General features: G+C 63.7%; 18 protein-coding genes and 1 pseudogene. 16 read left to right on the top strand and 3 right to left on the bottom strand.

What is annotated here, in order from left to right; all coding sequences use genetic code 11:
• Position 1: 1 nt before the first annotated feature.
• From thrC to CXR00_RS00490, 6 genes and pseudogenes are all read left to right on the top strand, one after another.
• Positions 2 to 1,117: a threonine synthase gene (gene thrC / locus CXR00_RS00515; RefSeq protein ID WP_104052468.1), complete on the top strand. Its 1,116-nt coding sequence runs from the start codon at positions 2 to 4 to the stop codon at positions 1,115 to 1,117.
• A gap of 5 nt (positions 1,118 to 1,122) precedes the next feature.
• Complete coding sequence (gene thrB, locus CXR00_RS00510) at positions 1,123 to 2,133, top strand: homoserine kinase (protein WP_104052467.1); 1,011 nt, start codon at positions 1,123 to 1,125, stop codon at positions 2,131 to 2,133.
• 378 nt (positions 2,134 to 2,511) lie between these two features.
• Positions 2,512 to 4,728, top strand: coding sequence for a transcription termination factor Rho (gene rho / locus CXR00_RS00505; protein WP_104052466.1), 2,217 nt, complete (start codon positions 2,512 to 2,514; stop codon positions 4,726 to 4,728).
• A gap of 220 nt (positions 4,729 to 4,948) precedes the next feature.
• Positions 4,949 to 6,028, top strand: coding sequence for a peptide chain release factor 1 (gene prfA / locus CXR00_RS00500; protein ID WP_104052465.1), 1,080 nt, complete (start codon positions 4,949 to 4,951; stop codon positions 6,026 to 6,028).
• An 8-nt stretch (positions 6,029 to 6,036) separates the two neighbouring features.
• Positions 6,037 to 6,918 (top strand): peptide chain release factor N(5)-glutamine methyltransferase, encoded by an 882-nt coding sequence (prmC, locus tag CXR00_RS00495; RefSeq protein WP_104052464.1) that lies wholly within the window; start codon positions 6,037 to 6,039, stop codon positions 6,916 to 6,918.
• Between the two features lie 48 nt (positions 6,919 to 6,966).
• A pseudogene (locus CXR00_RS00490) lies at positions 6,967 to 7,617 on the top strand (L-threonylcarbamoyladenylate synthase); the annotation flags it as partial.
• A gap of 100 nt (positions 7,618 to 7,717) precedes the next feature.
• Here the strand turns inward: CXR00_RS00490 and CXR00_RS00485 are convergent.
• The 3 genes from CXR00_RS00485 to CXR00_RS00475 are packed head-to-tail and all read right to left on the bottom strand — an operon-like array spanning position 7,718 to position 10,639.
• Positions 7,718 to 8,734, bottom strand: coding sequence for an NAD(P)-dependent oxidoreductase (locus CXR00_RS00485; protein WP_258060231.1), 1,017 nt, complete (start codon positions 8,732 to 8,734; stop codon positions 7,718 to 7,720).
• Complete coding sequence (locus CXR00_RS00480) at positions 8,731 to 9,738, bottom strand: glycosyltransferase (RefSeq protein WP_104052462.1); 1,008 nt, start codon at positions 9,736 to 9,738, stop codon at positions 8,731 to 8,733. The genes CXR00_RS00485 and CXR00_RS00480 overlap by 4 nt, the downstream gene beginning before the upstream one ends.
• A 1-nt stretch (position 9,739) precedes the next feature.
• Positions 9,740 to 10,639, bottom strand: a complete 900-nt coding sequence (locus CXR00_RS00475) for a glycosyltransferase (RefSeq protein WP_104052461.1) — start codon at positions 10,637 to 10,639, stop codon at positions 9,740 to 9,742.
• Between the two features lie 157 nt (positions 10,640 to 10,796).
• Between CXR00_RS00475 and CXR00_RS00470 the strand changes: the two genes are divergently transcribed.
• From CXR00_RS00470 to CXR00_RS00425, 10 genes are all read left to right on the top strand, one after another.
• Positions 10,797 to 12,701, top strand: coding sequence for a nucleoside-diphosphate sugar epimerase/dehydratase (locus tag CXR00_RS00470; protein WP_104052460.1), 1,905 nt, complete (start codon positions 10,797 to 10,799; stop codon positions 12,699 to 12,701).
• Positions 12,701 to 13,699 carry a UDP-phosphate glycosyltransferase gene (locus CXR00_RS00465; RefSeq protein WP_104052459.1) on the top strand — a complete coding sequence of 333 codons (999 nt, stop codon included), beginning with the start codon at positions 12,701 to 12,703 and terminating at the stop codon, positions 13,697 to 13,699. Before CXR00_RS00470 ends, CXR00_RS00465 begins: the two co-directional genes overlap by 1 nt.
• A 112-nt stretch (positions 13,700 to 13,811) precedes the next feature.
• Positions 13,812 to 14,300 carry a hypothetical protein gene (locus CXR00_RS00460; protein WP_237687160.1) on the top strand — a complete coding sequence of 163 codons (489 nt, stop codon included), beginning with the start codon at positions 13,812 to 13,814 and terminating at the stop codon, positions 14,298 to 14,300.
• Positions 14,293 to 14,562: an AtpZ/AtpI family protein gene (locus tag CXR00_RS00455; RefSeq protein WP_237687161.1), complete on the top strand. Its 270-nt coding sequence runs from the start codon at positions 14,293 to 14,295 to the stop codon at positions 14,560 to 14,562. Before CXR00_RS00460 ends, CXR00_RS00455 begins: the two co-directional genes overlap by 8 nt.
• Positions 14,563 to 14,641: 79 nt before the next feature.
• Positions 14,642 to 15,448: a F0F1 ATP synthase subunit A gene (gene atpB / locus CXR00_RS00450; protein WP_104052456.1), complete on the top strand. Its 807-nt coding sequence runs from the start codon at positions 14,642 to 14,644 to the stop codon at positions 15,446 to 15,448.
• Between the two features lie 85 nt (positions 15,449 to 15,533).
• A complete protein-coding gene (locus CXR00_RS00445; RefSeq protein WP_181032239.1) occupies positions 15,534 to 15,743 on the top strand; it encodes a F0F1 ATP synthase subunit C in 210 nt (69 codons plus the stop codon).
• A gap of 42 nt (positions 15,744 to 15,785) precedes the next feature.
• Entirely contained in the window at positions 15,786 to 16,334 is a 549-nt protein-coding gene (locus CXR00_RS00440) for a F0F1 ATP synthase subunit B (protein ID WP_104052454.1), read from the top strand.
• Positions 16,334 to 17,149: a F0F1 ATP synthase subunit delta gene (locus CXR00_RS00435; protein ID WP_104052453.1), complete on the top strand. Its 816-nt coding sequence runs from the start codon at positions 16,334 to 16,336 to the stop codon at positions 17,147 to 17,149. Before CXR00_RS00440 ends, CXR00_RS00435 begins: the two co-directional genes overlap by 1 nt.
• 102 nt (positions 17,150 to 17,251) lie before the next feature.
• Positions 17,252 to 18,889, top strand: a complete 1,638-nt coding sequence (atpA, locus tag CXR00_RS00430; protein WP_104052452.1) for a F0F1 ATP synthase subunit alpha — start codon at positions 17,252 to 17,254, stop codon at positions 18,887 to 18,889.
• A 100-nt stretch (positions 18,890 to 18,989) separates the two neighbouring features.
• Positions 18,990 to 19,883: a F0F1 ATP synthase subunit gamma gene (locus CXR00_RS00425; RefSeq protein WP_104052451.1), complete on the top strand. Its 894-nt coding sequence runs from the start codon at positions 18,990 to 18,992 to the stop codon at positions 19,881 to 19,883.
• Positions 19,884 to 19,926: the final 43 nt, after the last annotated feature.

The raw sequence follows: 19,926 nt of genomic DNA, 5'->3' as shown, positions 1-19,926 counted from the left end.
CGTGGCTCATCAATGGCGCGGCGTCATCGCCGAATACGCCGATCGTCTTCCCGTAACCGAGAGCACCGAGATCATCACCCTCGGTGAGGGCGGCACTCCGCTGGTGAAAGCGAAGGCCCTCTCCGAACTGACCGGCAATGAGGTTTACCTCAAGGTCGAGGGCATGAACCCCACGGGTTCCTTCAAGGACCGCGGGATGACGATGGCCATGACGGCCGCCGTCGAATCCGGTGCCAAGGCCGTGGTCTGCGCCTCCACCGGCAACACCTCCGCCTCGGCCGCCGCGTACGCCACGCAGGCCGGCATCACCTGCGCCGTGCTGGTTCCGGACGGCAAGATCTCTATGGGCAAGCTCAGCCAGGCCATTGCCCACGGCGCTGAACTGCTGCAGGTCAACGGCAACTTCGACAACTGCCTGGATGTGGCCCGCAAGCTCGCCGAGGCCTACCCGGTATTCCTGGTGAACTCCGTAAACCCCGCCCGCATCGAAGGACAGAAGACCGCTGCCTTCGAAGTGGTGGACTACCTCGGCGATGCCCCCGATTACCACCTGCTGCCGGTGGGCAACGCCGGTAACATCACCGCGTACTGGAAGGGCTACCGGGAATACTCCGAGCCTTACACCAACGTCGCGGGCGAGGAACTGGCACCGGTGGCCACGAAGACTCCCGTGATGTGGGGCTTCCAGGCTGAGGGTGCATCACCACTGGTAAAGGGTCATCCGGTGACGGATCCGGACACCATTGCCACCGCCATCCGTATTGGCAACCCTGCCTCATGGGAGCAGGCCATTGCTGCCCGCGACGAGTCCGGCGGGCTGATCGAAGCCGTGACGGACACCGAAATTCTCGAAGCGCACCGCTGGCTGTCTTCCCGGGAAGGCGTCTTTGTGGAGCCGGCCTCCGCCGCAGGCGTGGCCGGACTGCTCAAGAAGCACGCCGCCGGCGAGGCACCCACGGGCAAGAAGATTGTCATCACCGTCACCGGCCACGGCCTGAAGGACCCGCAGTGGGCCCTGCGCACGGCCGACGGTTCCGAGGTTGAACCCACCAAGGTGGAGTTCGACGTCGTGTCCGTTGCCGCCGCGCTGGGGCTGGAAGCACAGGCTGCGGGCTAACAGATATGCGTGCGAGTGATTCCGCTGCCCTGTCCCGCGCTGCGTCAGTGCCTGCGTCGGGAGCGGTGACCGGAGCGGTGGCCGCCGGCCAGGACGTGACCGTGCGGGTTCCTGCCACCAGCGCCAACCTGGGCCCGGGCTTTGACAGCCTGGGCCTGGCTGTTGGCCTGTATGACACCGTGCGGGTGCGCACGTCCGGGGAGCCGGGCACTACGGTGCGCATCACTGGCGAGGGCGCCGGAACGCTGCCGACCGATGATACGCACCTGGTGGTCCGGACCATCAGGGAAACCGTGGAGTCCGCAGGGTTCTCCCTGCCCGGGCTGCAGCTGGACGCGGAGAACGTCATCCCCCACGGCCGGGGGCTGGGCTCTTCGGCGTCGGCCATCGTTTCCGGCGTGCTGGCCGGCAACACCCTGCTGCCTCGGGAGCACCGGCTGGATGCAGCGGCGCTGCTGGACCTGTGTTCCCGGTTGGAAGGCCACCCGGACAATGTGGCCCCGGCGCTGGCCGGCGGGCTGGCGATTTCCTGGGAAGAAGAGGGGATCTTCCGCTCTGTCAGCGCACCGGTGCACGGCGACATCATCCCCGTTGCTGCGGTCCCGGCCACTGAACTCTCCACTGAGAGTGCCCGCGGGCTGCTTCCCGCGCAGGTCCCGCATCCGGCCGCCGCTGCCAACTCGGGACGGGCTGCCCTGCTGATTCATGCCCTCGCCGCGGAACCCTCCCTGCTGCCGGCGGGAACAGTGGATTTCCTGCATCAGGATTACCGCGCTTCGGCCATGGAGCCCAGCGCGGCACTGATGCGGCACCTGCGTGAACACGGCATCGCCGCGGTCATTTCCGGTGCGGGCCCCACGGTCATGGCTCTGGCCAACGGCGAGGACCAGGCACAGCGGGCCGAGCATCTGATTGGCCGGCATCTTGCGGACGCTAAAACTGCTCATTTGTGGCGTGTTTTGCGGCTGAGTGTTGATCGTGATGGTGCTAGAGTGGAAGAGCACCAGCGGTACTAACCGTCATTTGTGCTCCCGCATCCAGGCCGTCCATACTTGGACCGCACTGAGTATTTGTTGAAAACTCGCTGTCAGGGGCATACTGTCCAAGCATCGTGTTTGAATACTCTTATTCAACTGCGGAAGCGCAATCCCCGGTGCAGCCTTCGGGTACTGCCAAGAAAAGGTCAGTTCCCTTGAATGCCGCGTAGTTCGGCAGCAAAGCTGACCAAACTCCTGTGGATTTCTTTCCAAGAGGCACCCAGTAGATTCGCCGTTGCCCGGCTCTTGCCGGAACCGGCGAACCCTGCCCCCCATGTCTGACCATAGGGGGACCAGGATCAAATCATCCGCGGCCGGCACTGCGCCGGACCGCCCGACGAGGGGGAAGGATCCTTCGTGACCGATACCACTGACCTGACAACAGGTGTGGACTCAGCTACCGCCGGAACCAACGGCGAAGCGACTTCAAAAAGCTCCGGACTGGCTGGCCTTAAGCTCGCCCAGCTTCAGGCGCTTGCCGGCCAGCTGGGCATTACCGGCGGATCCCGCATGCGCAAGGGAGATCTCGTAACTGCGATCTCCAACCACCAGCGGGGCGGCGCAGTTGCCGACCGGCCGGTCCGCGGTGCCAAGACCGAGACTGCGCAGGCCGACGTTGCCACAGCAGGTTCCGCAGCCCCGGCTGCCGCTGAGGCCCCGGCCGCAGAGCAGGCAGCCCCCGAGCGTCCGGCGCGGACCCGCAACCGCAACCGCCGCGCTGCCAGTGACGGAGTAGTCACTGCGCCTGCCGCCGAGGCACCCGCCCGGACCGCAGCTGAGCCCGCACAGGCTGAGGCTCCGCGGGAGGAAAACTCCCGCGAGGAGACTCCGCGCGAAGAGCAGCCGCAGCGCGAGCGCAGCAACCGCCGTTCACGCAGCCGCCGTGCGGACAGCGACGGCACCTCCGAGAACGGCCGTGCCGACAACAGCAAGGCCGAGCAGCCGAATGCCGATTCTGCGCCGTCCAATGCCGCAGAGAACGGTGCGGGCGCCCCGGCGAACAACAGCGCCTCTGAGGACCGCCGCGAGAACAACCGCAGCGACAGCCGTGAGAACAAGCGTGACAATAACCGCGAGAACAACCGCGGCGACCGGAATGAGCGCGAGAACAACCGCGGCGACCGGAATGAGCGCGAGAACAACAACCGCGGCGATCGGAATGAGCGCGAGAACAACAACCGCGGCGACCGGAATGAGCGCGACAACAGCCGCAGTGACAACCGTGACAACAATCGCAGCGACAGCCGCGACAATGACAATGAGGAGAACGGACGCGGGCGCAACCGCCGCAACCGCAACCGCAACGACCGGAATGACCGCAACGATCGCAGCGACCGGAACGACCGTTTCCGCGACCGCAACGAGCGCCGCCGCAACCGGAACCAGAACCCGGACGTCGACGACGTCGAGGTCACTGACGACGACGTCCTGCTGCCCGTAGCCGGCATCCTGGACGTCCTGGAGAACTACGCGTTTGTCCGCACCTCCGGTTACCTGCCGGGCCCGAACGACGTCTACGTGTCCCTGGCCCAGGTCAAGAAGTACAACCTGCGCAAGGGTGACGCCGTCGTCGGTGCCATCCGCGCACCGCGCGAAGGCGAGAACCAGGGCGGCAACCAGCGTCAGAAGTTCAACGCACTGGTTCGCCTGACCTCGGTCAACGGCAAGCCCGCCGAGGACAACAAGGACCGCGTGGAGTTCTCCAAGCTGGTTCCCCTGTACCCCTCCGAGCGCCTGCGCCTGGAGACCTCCGCCAAGGTGATCGGCCCGCGTGTCATCGACCTCGTGGCTCCGATCGGCAAGGGCCAGCGCGGCCTGATCGTCTCCCCGCCGAAGGCCGGTAAGACCCTCATCCTGCAGGCAATCGCCAACGCCATCACGATCAACAATCCTGAGGTCCACCTCATGATGGTTCTCGTGGACGAGCGTCCCGAAGAAGTCACGGACATGCAGCGCACGGTGAAGGGCGAGGTTATTGCCTCCACCTTCGACCGTCCCGCCGATGACCACACCACGGTTGCCGAACTCGCCATCGAGCGGGCCAAGCGCCTCGTGGAAATGGGCAACGACGTCGTCGTCCTCCTGGACTCCATGACCCGCCTGGGCCGTGCCTACAACCTGGCCGCTCCGGCGTCGGGCCGTATCCTGTCCGGCGGTGTCGACTCCTCGGCGCTGTACCCGCCCAAGCGTTTCTTCGGTGCTGCCCGCAACATCGAAAACGGCGGTTCGCTGACCATCCTGGCCACGGCCCTGGTGGAAACCGGATCCAAGATGGACGAGGTGATCTTCGAGGAATTCAAGGGCACCGGCAACATGGAACTGCGCCTGTCCCGCAACCTCGCGGACAAGCGCATCTTCCCGGCCGTGGACGTCAACGCGTCCGGTACCCGCCGCGAAGAGAACCTGCTTTCCCCTGATGAAGTCAAGATCATGTGGAAGCTGCGCCGCGTCCTGTCCGGTCTGGACACCCAGCAGGCTCTGGAACTGCTCACCGGAAAGATCCGTGAGACGCAGTCCAACGTTGAGTTCCTGATGCAGGTCCAGCAGACCACCCTGGGCACCAAGGACAACTAGCTGCCTTACCAAGCCGCTCATATTCCGGCCTCCGCCTTCCGCGGACGGACCGGAGTCTGGGCGGCTTGGCAGTTAACGCGCAGGTCCCGGAGTTCAGGCACAGGTCCGGAGGCCGGGCACGGATAAACTGCTGTTGGGCAGTCGAAAATCTCCGCCGTGAAATTGCCATGGAACCGTCCGCTTTGGGCCGGTTCCAACCATCGAAAGAGGAATGTAAAAGATGTTTGAGTCCATACAGGGTCTGTTGGATGAGCACGCAGAGCTGCAGCTGCGGCTTTCCGATCCCGCAGTGCATGCGGATCAGGGCCTGGCCCGGCGGCTCGGGCGGCGTTATGCCGAGCTCAGCCGCATCGTGGACGCCTACAACAAGTGGCACGCCCTCGAGGACGACCTCGCCGCAGCGTCTGAAATGGCAGCGGAGGATCCGGAATTCGCCGCCGAGGTTCCCGTGCTGAAGGAACAGCTGGATGAGGCACAGGAAACCCTGCGCCGCCTGCTGATTCCGCGCGACCCCAATGACGGCCGCGACGTCATCATCGAGGTCAAGGGCGGTGAAGGCGGCGATGAAGCAGCACTGTTCGCCGGTGACCTGCTGCGCATGTACACCCGTTATGCCGAGCACCGCGGCTGGCGCACCGAGATCATCTCCGCCACCGAGTCCGATCTGGGCGGCTACAAGGATGTCTCCATGGCCATCAAGGGCAACTCCAATGACCCGGCCGAGGGCGTCTACGCCCGCCTGAAGTACGAGGGCGGCGTGCACCGCGTCCAGCGTGTCCCGGTCACCGAATCCCAGGGCCGCATCCACACCTCGGCGGCAGGCGTGCTGGTGCTGCCCGAAGTGGACGAGCCCGAAGAAGTCGAGATCAACCAGAACGACCTGAAGATCGACGTCTACCGTTCCTCCGGCCCCGGCGGACAGTCCGTGAACACCACCGACTCCGCCGTGCGCATCACCCACCTTCCCACCGGAATTGTGGTGGCCATGCAGAACGAGAAATCGCAGCTGCAGAACCGCGAAGCCGCCATGCGCGTGCTCCGTTCCCGCATCCTGGCCCACGAGCAGGAAAAGATCGACGCCGCCAACTCGGACATCCGCAAGTCGCAGATCCGCACCATGGACCGTTCCGAGCGCATCCGCACGTACAACTACCCGGAAAACCGGATCGTGGATCACCGCACCGGCTACAAGGCGTACAACCTGGACACCGTCCTGAACGGCGAGCTGGAGGCCGTGGTGCAGGCTGCCATCGAAATGGATGAACAGGCCCGCCTGGACGCCATCGGTGACGAGAACTAAGTAAGCCGATGGAATCCACCACCCTGGCAGCGGCTTTGCGTGAGGCAACAGCCACTCTGGCCGCAGCCGGGGTGCCCACTCCGGCCGTGGACGCCGAACTGCTGGCCGCACATGTGCTGGGGGAGTCCCGCGGCAGGGTGAAGGCGCTGGCCTTCACCGATGCACCGGTCCCGGCAGGATATGCCGAGCTGGTGGCCGAGCGGGCCTCCCGCGTGCCGCTGCAGCACCTGACGGGTTCCGCGTCCTTCCGCTACCTCGAGCTGAAGGTCGGGCCCGGGGTCTTCGTCCCCCGGCCCGAGACGGAAACGGTGGCCCAGCTGGCCATCGACCATGCCCGTGCCGTTCTTGCTGCCGGGAAGCCTGCGGTTCGGGCAGTGGACCTTGGCACCGGTTCCGGTGCCATTGCCGCCGCCCTGGCCACCGAAGTTCCGGATGCTGAGGTATCCGCCGTCGAGCTGAGCCCGCTGGCCCTGGCCTGGGCGAGCCAAAACCTCGAACCGCTGGGAGTCCGCCTCCTGCATGCGGACCTGCGGACCGCTCTGGCGGATGAAAACGGCAGCTTTGACGTGGTGGTGTCCAACCCGCCGTACGTCCCCGCCGATGCTGTACCCAATGAACCGGAAGCCGCCGAGCATGATCCGGCCATGGCACTTTACGGCGGCGGGCAGGACGGACTTGAACTGCCGCTGGCGGCTGCCGCCACCGCTGCCCGGCTGCTGATTCCGGACGGTTACTTTGTCATGGAACACGCCGAAGTCCAGGCCGAGCGGATTGCTGCGCTGCTGTCGGCCGAAGCCTGCTGGCGCGGCGTTGCCACGCACACTGATCTAAACGGACGTCCGCGGGCCACCTCCGCCGTGCGGACTTCGTCCCCGGCTGAAACCCACTGACCCCCAACATCAACCAGATGTACTGATCCCAAGGAAACAAGGAAACCCGTGACTACCACTTACGACTGCACTGATCCGCAGAGCCGAAGCGAGGGCCTGGCAAAGGCCCAGCAGGCTGTGGCCGCCAAGCAGTGCGTGGTCCTGCCAACCGACACCGTGTACGGCATCGGGGCAGACGCCTTTTCACCCCAGGCCGTGGCTACCCTGCTGGCATCGAAAGGCCGGGGCCGGTCCATGCCGCCGCCCGTGCTGATTCCGAGGATGCAGACCATGGACGGGCTGGCAGTGGATGTTTCCGAGGACGCGCGGGCGCTGGCCCAGGCCTTCTGGCCCGGCGGGCTGACGTTGATTTTCCATGCACAGCCCTCGCTGACCTGGGACCTCGGCGACACCATGGGCACTGTTGCGCTGCGGATGCCCGATGACCCCATTGCGCTGGAACTGCTGAACCTCACCGGGCCGCTGGCAGTCTCATCGGCTAACCGCACCGGCAACCCTGCAGCTCAGACTGCCGCGCAGGCCCGCGAGCAGCTGGCCGAGTCCGTGGAGGTTTATCTGGAGGCCGGCCCCCGGCCGGAACACGGTGAGGCCGGAGTGCCGTCAACCATCGTCGATGCCACATCCGACACCCTGCGCGTGGTCCGGCAGGGCGCCATCAGCCTGGAACGGTTGCAGGAAGTCGTGCCGGGAGTTCAGGGGCAGTCAGCAGACGCAGCCTAAGGCGCATGACCGCTGCACTCGGCGGGATGCGGGCGGCTGGGGGCCGGTTGCCGTGCGGCGGGAGCCGGGAGCCGGCGGGCTAGTGGTTTGCCGGTTCCCGGACCTGCACAGAGCGCAGGACTTCCTGCACCCGGGGCTCGGGAACGTTGCCGCTCGCTTCGGCCCAGCCGGGAACCTGCCGCTGGCCGAACCACATCATTTCCAGGCGGCGCAGGGGACCGTGCAGCCGCTCGCCCGCGAGGGCAGAGAGCCGGTAGCCGCTCCAGAGCGCGCTGCGGCACAGCCATTGAGGCAGCCGCAGCGGCTTCCGGCCGCCCGCCGCCTCCAGCACTCCTGCCACCGTGGCATGCTCCCACGGCTGCAGGACGACGGCGGGAACACGGCCCGCGTGCAGTCCCACGGTGCGGATGAACTGCACAAGTGAATCCACTGAACTGACCGGGGAAGGCGCCGTTCCCTCGCCCGCGACGGTGGCGAGCGGAGAGGCGGCCAAACGGGCAAGACTGACCGTTGTGGGCCGCTGCGGTCCCTGAACAGAGGTGGCCCGGATGGTCACGACGCCGCAGGCACCGGCAGACCGTGCCGCCAGACCGCGTTCGCCCAGGGCCTTGGACCGGGAATAGGCGGAAAACGGCTGGACGTAGCTGGTTTCGTCCAGGAACGGACGGTGTCCCTGCACGGCGGCGCTGCTCAGGTGGACGAAGCGGCGAACTCCGGCCGCGTCTGCAGCATCGGCAACAACCAGCGGCAGCAGCGCATTGGCCCCGCGGAGCGCGGGGGAGTCTGTTCCTCCCGGCGTGGCGAGGCCGGCCGCGTTGATGATGACGTCCGCGCCGGCAAAGGCGTCCGCGAGTTCCGTCCGCACTGCAGCCAGTGCGGAAGCTTCCTCAAGCAGCCCCGCTGCGTCCTCGGCGGCTGACTCGAGCCGGGGAGCTGCAACGGCGCGCACGGTAAGTCCGGCGGCACGCAGTGATTCGCATACGGCGCTGCCGATAAAACCGGAGGATCCGAGCACGGCCCAAACAGCCGACGTCGTCGGCTCGGCCGCGCTGGAGTTCTGTACTGCGGGATGGTGCGGAGAAATGTCGTGCGTCAAACCTGGTGTTTCCGATCGTTGGACGGGGCCGGATCAAGCGGCGGCATGGGCTGCCAAGATCCATCGTGCAGGATCAACCGGCTTTCCCGCCAACCGCGCCACAGGCTCGGCGCCCCGGCAACCCGGTGCTCCACGGCAAGCAGCCGCAGAATCTCCTTGCCGGCAGTCAGCAGCGTTCCCAGCGCAAACCCAAGGCGGTTGTACCGCCCGTGCGCCCGCAGATACTGGCCCGTGTGGCCGCGGTTGCGCATGGAATAGAAGCGGCTGAGATCACTTGAATCGTTCAAATGCCGGATGCCCAGATCGATCTGCTTCTGCGGACGGACCTTCTGCAGCACAAAGTCATTGACGTAGACCACGTCCGTCAGGCGCGAGGCAAGCCAGCCGTAGATCTCGTCGTCGCCGTTGATGAAGTACCGCTCGTCGGGAAGCCCGATGCGGCGCACGAGATCAGCCGAAATCAGCATGCCCTCAAAGCAGCCCACGTTGGTTGTGAAAGCTGCGCTGTCCCGGAAGACATTGCCGCGGACCGGAATATGGATACCCAGGAACGGGAGGAACCGGTGCTGCCAGAAGAACGGGTTGCCGGCCTCGTCCAGACGCCTGCCGTGGATGCACCCGTACGTTCCGGTCCACTTGCGAAGCGCCGTCACGGCACCCGGGAGGACAACGACGTCGTCGTCCATTAACCACAGCCAAGACGCACCTTCGCTGAGGGCACGCTCTACGCCGGCGGAGAATCCCCCGGCGCCGCCGGCGTTGACAGGCAGCCGCACGTTGATTAGCGGGATGGCGAGCCGGGAGGCAGCTGCGGTGATGACGGCCTGGGTGTCATCGGTGCTGGCGTTGTCCACCACGACAATCCGCTCCGGTGCCGGTTCCAGGGCGGCCACGGAATCCAGCAGTCCGCGCAAATATCCGGAACGGTTGAAAGTGGCGATGACCAGGGTCAGTTCATCGGCAGAAGAGGGCGTAGCGGGGGAGGGCACCTCGGGGCGGGCCATGTCAGAAGCCGAAGTCCGACGGCGGTCCGAAGCGGCGTCCGCGCATCCCGGCCGCGTAGGCACGCAGCCAGGCGGCGAAGCCCCGCGGATCGCGGGTCTTGGCGAAGTGGACGGGATAGCCCACCGCGTCAGCGGCGAAGGAGCGCAGCCGCTTGTATTTCCATGTCAGGTGACCGCGGTTGCGGTAGAAATAAAACTGTTTGAAGGCATTTTCGGGAACCAGCACGTGCAGCCGTTCACCGGCAACCTGCTGCACTTCGGCCCACGCCGCCGGGTGGGTCAGGGCTACGGAGGTCACGGTTCCGAACCGGATTCCGGCGCGCCGCAGCCGGATCATGAAATCGGTCTCATCCCCGCGGATAAACAGGCGCAGATCCGGGAGGCCCACACGGAAGAATACGTCGGCGCGGATCAGTGCACCGTTGAAGAAATGCCCGACGTCGGGGATGAAGCCCAGCTTCTCCACCTGCGCGCGGTCATGGGTCAGCTTGCCGTCCAACCGGAAGTGGAAGGACAGAGTGTCAGGGTGCCCGGGAGCCACGACCAGCGGAAGGACCACGTCCATGTGGTGCTTCTGGGCGGCCTCAAGCAGGGCAGCGAGGCAGTTCGGATCCTCCGGATGTGCGTCGTCGTCCATAATCCAGATCCAGTCCGCCCCGGAAGCCATGGCGGTAAGGATGGCCAGCGAAAAACCGCCGGCGCCCCCAAGGTTTGTGTTGGACCGAACGTACGTAACGGGCGCGGACGAAGCTTCAGCGATATCCTGAACCGGCGTCTTCCCTGAATCCACCAAGGCCACCGAGGTAATGTTGGCGCTCTGGGCAGCCAGCGAGTCCAGCAGAGTGGACACATCGTCGGGGCGGTCGAACGTTACTGCTGCTACGGCCACGGAGTCCGGCAAAATGATCCTTTCGAGGCAACCCGGATGAGCGGCCCAAGCCGAACGGAGCAGGGTGTGCAGTTAGAATGCTGATGAGATTCCAGTCTATTACACCGGATTCTTCCGAACAGTGTTGCAATCACCGAGAAGAGAACCGGGGAACTACCCGTTGAGGATTATGAGGCAGACAAGCACGGACGAGAGCGGTCCTTTCCGCGGCGAAAGGCCCGCCCTGTGGCTGTGGACGCAGTACATTCTGGACTCTCTGGCCTGGATCGTGGCCATCGTCCTGGCGCTGGTGCTGCGGTACGAGCTCACGGTGGACCAGATCAATCCCGGGGGTGTCGCCGTCTTCTGCGGCGTGGCCGTGCTGGTGCAGCTGATCGTGGGTTATTCCTTCGCGCTTTACCGCGGCAGGTACAGCTTCGGAAGCTTCCACGAGATGCGGCTGCTGGCCATCGTCACGCTGGTTGTCTCCGCCATACTCGTCATCGTCAGTGCGCTCTTTGGCCTGGCCATCGACATTCCCCGCAGCACCGGCATGATCGCCTTCCCGTTTGCCTGCCTGTTCATGGCCGCCATCCGCTACCTCAAGCGGATGTATGTCGAGGGCAAGGCGCGTCCGGGCGACGAGGCCCAGCGGACGCTGGTGTACGGCGCCGGTTTCCTGGGCAGTTCCCTCGTGACGCGGATGATGAAGGACCCGGATTCGCCTTACTATCCCGTTGGCCTGATCGACGATGATCCGGCGAAAAAGCACCTCCGGCTGTCCACCGTGCCCGTGCTGGGACGGCTGCAGGACCTGCGCGAGGTTGTCCAGCGCACCCGCGCCTCCATTCTGATTATTGCTATCGCCGACGTCGAAGCCCGCCAGGTGCGCGAGGTCACCGACCATGCTGAGGGCTTGAACCTCCGGGTACTGGTATTGCCGCCGCTGAAGGACATGCTGAGCAAGGGCGCCGGTGCCGGCCTCACCGATTTCCGCGAGGTTGCCGTTGAGGACCTGATCGGCCGCCGTCCCGTGGATATCCATGTGGAGGAGGTGGCAGGCTACCTCACCGGCCGCAAGGTCCTGGTGACCGGAGCGGGCGGATCCATCGGTTCCGAGCTGTGCCGCCAGATCACCGCCTTTGATCCGGCCGAGCTGATTATGGTGGACCGCGACGAAACCGGGCTGCAGCTCACCCAGCTGTCCATCACCGGACACGGCCTGCTGAACGGCAGGGACACCGTCCTGGCGGACATCCGCGATCCCGCAGCGCTGGAGCAGATTTTCACCGAACGCCGTCCCGACGTCGTGTTTCATGCCGCAGCGCTGAAGCATGTTTCCCTGCTGGAGCAGTATCCGCAGGAAGCCTGGAAGACCAATGTGCTGGGAACCGCCAACGTCCTGCGGGCCGCCAAGAAGGCCAAGGTCAAGTACTTCGTCAACATCTCCACGGACAAAGCAGCCAACCCCACCACGGTGCTGGGGCACTCCAAGCGGGTGGCCGAGAAACTCACCGCCTGGATGGCGCACAGCACCCAGGACCGCTACGTGTCGGTGCGGTTCGGCAACGTGATCGGCAGCCGGGGTTCCATGCTGCCCCTGTTCACCGAGCAGATCCGGCAGGGCGGGCCGCTGACCGTGACCGATCCGGAAGTGACCCGGTTCTTCATGACCATCCCCGAAGCCTGCCAGCTGGTGATCCAGGCCGGGGCCATCGGCCGCGGCGGAGAAGTCCTGATCCTGGACATGGGGGAGCCGGTGAAGATCCTCGACGTCGCAAAACGGATGATTGCCATGTCCGGCAAGGACATAGAGATTGTGTTCACAGGGCTTCGCCAGGGCGAAAAGATGCACGAAATCCTGGTGGGCACCGGTGAAGATGACTCCCGTCCGCTGCATCCCAAGATTTCCCATACTGCGGTGGATGAACTGAACCCGTCGGACCTGAAATTCGAAGACTGGCTGCACAAGTGCGGTGTGGATTCGCACGGTGAAATCCTGCCCCCGGTCACGGAAATCGGAGGCGCGGTTCCCGGCGAACGCACTGCCCGCCGCCCCCGCAGCGACGGAACAGCGAAACGGCGGACCGGCTAATGCTCCTTGCCCTGTGCATTGGGGCAGCCTTCCTCGCAAGCCTGCTGCTGCCCTTCCTCTTCATACCTTTCCTGCGCCGCCTTGGCGTCCTGGACATCCCCAACGAGCGCTCCTCGCACAGCAAGGTCATCATCCGCGGTGTGGGAGTCACCATCGCCGCGGGTGTCCTGCTGGGCACGGGCCTATCCCTGCTGACCGGACTGGTTGCCATTGACCGGTCCATCATGGCGATCCTGATGGCCGTTATCGCCGCGGCGTCACTCCTGGGCTGGGTCGAAGACTTCCGCGGCCTGTCGGTCCGGGTCCGGGCCGGACTTCAGCTGCTCCTTGGCATCTTGGGAACCACCGCACTTGTCTGGACCATGGAGCAAAGCTACTGGTGGGTTCCGGTGGGGGCCCTTGCCATTGCCGCCTACATCAACGTCGCCAACTTCATGGACGGCGTCAACGGGATCTCCGGACTGCACGGCATCGCCGTCGGCGTCCTCTACGCCGTTGCCGGCCAGCTCAATGACCACGTGTGGATGACGGTGGCCGGCGCCGTCACCGCTGCCGCTTTTGCAGCGTTCCTGCCGTGGAACCTGGGCCGCGGTTCGGTGTTCATGGGCGACGTCGGCAGCTACCTCCTGGGTGCCTGCGTTTCCGGAATTGCGGTTGCCGCCTTCCTGGCTGGGGTTCCTGTGGAATATCTCCTCTTCCCGATCCTCATTTATCTCGCTGACACCTTCTCTACCCTCCTGCTGCGCATCAGCCGGGGTGAACGCTGGTATGCCGCGCACCGCCAGCATGTCTACCAGCGGCTGACCGACGTTGGTCTCAGCCATCTCCAGTCCGCCGGCGTGGTGACCGCCTGCACCCTGCTGACCGGGGGAGCGGGCCTCGTTCTCGCCGAAGCGGAGGATGTGCCCAAAATTGCGCTGACGCTCTTTGCCGCCGCCGTAGTGGTGTTTTACCTATTCTCTCCGAAGGTCTTCGGCCGGCGGCGCGCCCGGGTGTGAGCGTATGTGACGCCTCCCGGGCGGAGGCGACTTCTATGTGCTGTAGAATTTCAAGAGTCGCGAAGAATACGCGGCACAAATTCCCGCCCCAGCCCGAAGGATGTCTAAAGTTATGAGCCCCGCAGACGGTGCCCAGACTGGACGTCCCCTTGTCGCTTCAGGGCCCACCCTGAATCCGTGGCTGCGCATCTTCCGCACCGCGATGATGTGGACCGGCCTGGTTGCCGCAGTCCTTATCGTTGCGTCCCTGGTCGCAGACGGGACCGCAGGTGTCGGCAGCGTGCTGTTTGGCTGGGCCCTCGTCATTGCTTTCAGCGGCGTCAGCCTGCTGATTGTCCATGTGGTGGGCCGGGACAACCCGCACGGCGCGATGGCCATGTTTGCGCTGATCTACATCGTCAAAGTGGCTGTTTTTGCTGCGGTGCTGCTTCTGATCGGCAGGCCGGCCTGGCTTGAGGCAACGTGGTTCTTTACCGCTGCGCTTCTGACCGTGGTGGTATGGCAGGTTGCGGAAATCCGTGCCTTCTCCCGGATTCGTTTCCAGCTGTACGACGACAATGCGGGGGAAGAAACATCAGTCAAAGGGAAAATGGATGCCTGAAAAGCCTGATTACGATCCCGAAAACACGTACGACTCCGGCATGCGCGTCTTCAGCTACATCATTGGCGGGATCGTCGCCTGGGGTTTGATAGGGTGGTTTTTGGACAATCTGTTCGAGACTCAGTGGTTGGTGCTCGTCGGTATCCTTTTTGGAGCAGCCGCCGGATTCTATCTGACCAAAGTCCACGGCCTGACCGGAAGCAAACCTGCGAAAGCCAGCGTCGGCCATCCAGCCCACAACCGTGAAGAAGCCGAACAGTAATGCCACAGTTTTTAGAGCGGGCAACCAGTATTGCCCCGATTCACACGCCCGATGAAGGACACAGCAGAGAGGAAACGCGTTGATCGCGCTTGCACTCCCGGCCACTAATGAAGGTGGATTCGTTCCGCCGGCCATTGAAGAAATGCACCTCCCTGAGATTTTCCCGTGGGGCGCGGACTACGGCACCGGTGTCGGCAAGCAGATGCTGCTGGTCGTCCTCTCGGTCATCATCATTGCCGTTATCTTTGTTCGAGCTTCCCGGAAGGGACAGCTGGTGCCGGGACGCCTGCAGTTCCTGGGCGAATTCGGTTACGGATTCGTCCGCAACGGCATCGCCAAGGATGTGATCGGCGAGCGGGACTTCCTCAAGTTCGTCCCCTTCCTCTTCGCGCTGTTCTTCTTCATCATCGTCAACAACATTTACGGTGCCATTCCGTTCATTCAGTTGCCGAGCTTCTCCCACCCGGGCGGTGCTTACCTGCTGGCCGCGATCGTGTACTTCACATGGATCGGTGTTGGCATCAAGAAGCACGGAATGAAGTACTTCGTGAAGGCCACAGTGCCCTCGGGCGTGCCGTGGTACATCCTCCCCGTTCTGGTTCCCATTGAGATCATCTCCAATTTCCTGGTCCGGCCGATCACGCACAGCCTGCGTTTGTTCGCCACCATGATGTCCGGGCACTTGATTGTCATGCTTGCCGGCGCCGGCATTGAATACCTCCTGGTTCTCCAGGACAACATCATCCTCCAGGCCTCGTCTGTCCTGGTGCTGGTTGGCGGCATCGCCATGTACATGCTTGAAGCACTGATCATGGTGCTCCAGGCCTACGTTTTCACCCTGCTTACCGCCATCTACATCCAGGGCGCACTGGCAGACGATCACTAAGCTTCCCCTCCGGGATAACTAAACTTCCCCTTCGGGGAAACCCCAAGCAACCTGCCCTCAGGGCATCTTGAAAGGAAAAATCAACATGGAAATCGCAGGTAGCCTCAACGCAATCGGCTATGGTCTCTCCGCAATCGGCGGCGCCATCGGTGTGGGTCTCGTCTTCTTCGCTTACATCAGCGGCGTTGCACGCCAGCCGGAGGCACAGCGCGTCCTTCAGCCCATCGCCTTCCTTGGCCTGGCACTGACCGAAGCACTCGCTATTCTTGGTCTGGTTCTCGCGTTCATTGTCTAGTCCGAACCGACTGACCCACCAAGCAGATAGGACGGGTGCATTATGGATCAGGTAATTATGTTGGCAGCCTCTGAGGGCGCCAACCCCCTGATTCCCAACGTCTGGGAAATCCTGGTGACGGGAATCAGTTTCGCCATACTGATGTTCATCGTCGTCAAGTTTGTGGTTCCGGGCTTCGAAAAGACGTACGCGGAGCGCACTGAAGCCATTGAAGGCAACATTGCCAAAGCGGAGAAGGCCCAGGCCGAGGCCAGCGCAGCGCTGGTGGAGTACAAGGCACAGCTTTCAGATGCCCGGGCAGAAGCCAACGCCATCCGTGAGGAAGCACGCGCCGAAGGCGCTCAGATTCTTGCGGACTTGAAGGCTAAAGCTGCTGCTGAATCCGCTCGGATCACCGAGCAGGCCCAGGTGCAGATTGCCGCAGAACGGCAGGCGGCCGTAACGTCGCTCCGTGCTGAGGTTGGCACCCTGGCAACCGAGCTGGCCGGACGCATCATCGGCGAGACGCTCGAGGATGACGCCCGCGCTGCCCGCGTGGTTGACCGTTTCCTTGGGGAACTGGAAAACGAGAACGCAGGTGCAGCTAGGTAATGGCAGGAGTATCGAGCGAATCACTCGCCGCGGCACGGCAGCAGCTGGAAGCCAAGCTTCCGTTTGCGTCCCTGTCGCTGGCAGAGGAACTCTTTGGAATCCTGGGCGTTCTCGACAGCAGCGCCGGTGTCCGGCGTGCGCTGACCGATCCCGCCCGTGAAAGCGATGCCAAGGCGGCGCTGGTTTCACAGCTGGTAGGCGGAAAGGTTTCAGCCGACGCTGAAGCCATTGCAGCCAATCTGGTCTCCTCGCGTTGGCGGTCTCCGCGTGACTTGGGTGATGCGCTCGAGGAACTGGCTGCCACTGTTGTTTCGGCAACGGCAGAAAACAGGGGATCAGGGCTTGTCGGCCTCGATGCACTGGAAGACGATCTCATCCGGTTCAACCGGGTGGTGGCTTCCAGCCACGAACTCCAGCGTGCACTGTCCGAGCCGCAGGCCTCGCCTGAAGCGAAGATTACGCTGGCCGAGAAGATTGTGCCCGGGGCCAGCCCTGCGGCACTGGTACTGATCCGCCAGGCGGTCACGCATCCGCGTGGCCTGAAGCCCAGTGCCCTGGTGGCACGCTTCCTGGAGCTCGTTGCCGGGCGCCAGAAGCGCTGGATCGCCGAGGTTCGGGCCGCCCGTCCGTTGACCCAAGAGCAGCTTTCGCGTCTGCAGTCCTCTCTTAATGGACTCTACGGCCGTGAGTTGAAGATCAACGCCGACGTTGACCCGTCACTGATCGGCGGCGTGCGGATCGCAGTGGGGGACGAGATACTGGATTCATCAGTAGTTTCCCGTCTGTCCGACCTCCGTCGGAAGCTCGCGGTCTAGCCGTCCCGCGGGACGGTTGAGACCAGTTCAAGATCATTTGAGAATTAATCACGGTCATCGGCACCAAGCGATGATCACAACACAGGAGAGCAGGGACTGCAGATGGCCGAATTGACCATCAACGCCGACGACGTCCGTAATGCGTTGAACGAATTCGCGGCGTCCTACGAACCCGGAAACGCAGAGCGCGTTGAAGTTGGCCGCGTAACAACCGCCAGCGACGGCATTGCCCGTGTGGAGGGCCTGCCCTCCGTCATGGCAAACGAGCTGCTTCGGTTCGAGGACGGCACACTGGGCCTGGCCCAGAACCTTGACACCCGTGAAATCGGTGTCGTTGTACTCGGCGATTTCGCCGGGATCGAAGAAGGCCAGGAAGTTCACCGCACCGGTGAAGTCCTGTCCGTACCCGTGGGCGATGCCTTCCTGGGCCGCGTTGTCGACCCGCTGGGCGAGCCCATGGATGACATGGGCCCCATCCAGGCCGAGGCACGCCGTGCACTGGAACTCCAGGCACCCGGCGTAACCCAGCGCAAGTCGGTTCACGAACCGCTTCAGACCGGCCTCAAGGCAATCGACGCCATGATCCCGATCGGCCGCGGCCAGCGCCAGCTGATCATTGGTGACCGCAAGACGGGTAAGACCGCCATTGCTGTTGACGCCATCCTCAACCAGAAGGCCAACTGGGAATCCGGCGACGTCCAGAAGCAGGTGCGCTGCATTTACGTAGCCATCGGCCAGAAGGCGTCCACGGTTGCTGAGATCAAGCGCACCCTCGAAGAGGCCGGCGCCATGGAGTACACCACCATCGTGGCCTCCCCGGCATCCGACCCCGCAGGCTTCAAGTACCTGGCACCGTACGCCGGTTCGGCCATCGGCCAGCACTGGATGTACGGCGGCAAGCACGTCCTGATCATCTTTGATGATCTCTCCAAGCAGGCTGAAGCCTACCGTGCCGTGTCGCTGCTGCTGCGCCGCCCGCCGGGACGCGAAGCCTACCCCGGTGACGTCTTCTACTTGCACTCCCGCCTGCTGGAGCGTTGCGCCAAGCTCTCCGACGAGCTCGGTGCAGGATCGATGACCGGCCTGCCGATCATCGAAACCAAGGCAAACGACGTCTCGGCTTACATCCCGACCAACGTCATCTCCATCACCGATGGTCAGATCTTCCTTCAGTCGGACCTCTTCAACGCCAACCAGCGCCCCGCCGTCGACGTCGGTATTTCCGTCTCGCGCGTCGGTGGTGCTGCACAGCAGAAGGCCATGAAGAAGGTTTCCGGTACTTTGAAGCTGGAACTGGCCCAGTACCGCGACATGCAGGCATTCTCCATGTTCGCTTCGGACCTGGACGCAGCCACCCGCCAGCAGCTCACCCGCGGTGCGCGGCTGATGGAACTCCTCAAGCAGGGTCAGTACGCTCCGTACCCGGTTGAGGAACAGGTTGTTTCGATCTGGGCCGGCACCAACGGCTACCTGGACGATGTTCCCGTGGAAGACGTGCTCCGCTTCGAAGGCGAGTTCATCGACCACCTGAAGCACAGCACGTCCGTCCTGACCACCCTGGCACAGACGGGCAAGCTTGAGGACTCCACTGTGGAGGAACTCAAGAAGCGCGTTGTCTCCTTCAAGGAAGGCTTCTTCGGGGAGGGCGACAACCACATGGTTGCCGCCGGCCACGAAGAGTACGCCGCCTTGGGCGAAGACGCTGTTGACCAGGAAAAGATCGTCAAGCAGAAGCGCTAGCGGCTTAGGTGTTCCGCGTCCGGGCCGCACGGCCCGGACGCGGAACACCTGGCCTATGCCTTAGCCCCTAGTTCAAACGCTAGGAACTGAAAGGAAAAGTATGGGAGCCCAAATTCGGGTCTACCGTCAGAAGATCGCTTCGACGACGTCGATGCAGAAGATCTTCAAGGCGATGGAGCTGATTGCTGCCTCTCGCATTGGAAAGGCACGCACCCGTGTGGCTGCGTCATTGCCGTACTCCAATGCGATCACCCGTGCCGTTTCTGCTGTGGCGTCCCAGTCGGAAATCGATCACCCGCTGACTACCGAGCCGGAGCAGATCCGCCGGGCAGCCATGGTGGTTATGACCTCCGACCGTGGTCTTGCTGGTTCGTACTCCGCCAGTGTGCTCAAGCAGAGCGAATCCTTGGTCGAATTGCTCCGTGAAGAGGGCAAAGAGGTCAAGACCTACCTGGTGGGACGTAAGGCACAGGCGTACTACGATTTCCGTGACCGGGAATCCGCACGTGTCTGGACCGGAAACACCGACGCACCTGACTTCGAAACGGCCCGCGAAATCGGCAGGGCCCTTCTTGATGACTTCAACACAGACTACGAAGACGGCGGCGTGGATGAAATCCACATTGTCTACACGCGCTTCAAGTCGATGGTTGTTCAGGAACCAACGGTGATCCGCCTGCTGCCGCTGGAGGTTGTTGAGGAAGAAGCACAGTCCGAGACTGAGCTGCTGCCTCTGTACGAGTACGAGCCGGAGCCCGAAAAGGTTCTTGACGCACTGCTGCCGCGCTACATCGAGTCGCGCATCTTCGCAGCCATGCTTCAGGCAGCCGCTTCCGAGCTCGCAGCCCGCCAGCGCGCAATGAAGTCCGCAGGGGACAACGCCTCCGACCTTATTAAGAAGTACACGCGACTTCGCAATAACGCCCGTCAGGCCGAGATCACCCAGGAACTGTCCGAAATTGTTGCCGGTGCCGACGCGCTCAGCGCGTCCTAGCCCCGGCTCCAGGACCCGTTCCACCAAAGCAAACTTAGTCCAC

The organism is Arthrobacter sp. 9E16 (assembly GCF_002929435.1).
Classification (GTDB): Bacteria; Actinomycetota; Actinomycetes; order Actinomycetales; family Micrococcaceae; genus Arthrobacter_B; species Arthrobacter_B sunyaminii.
The sequence above is the reverse complement of the archived record's forward strand: the minus strand, read 5'-3'. Positions and strand labels throughout refer to the sequence as shown.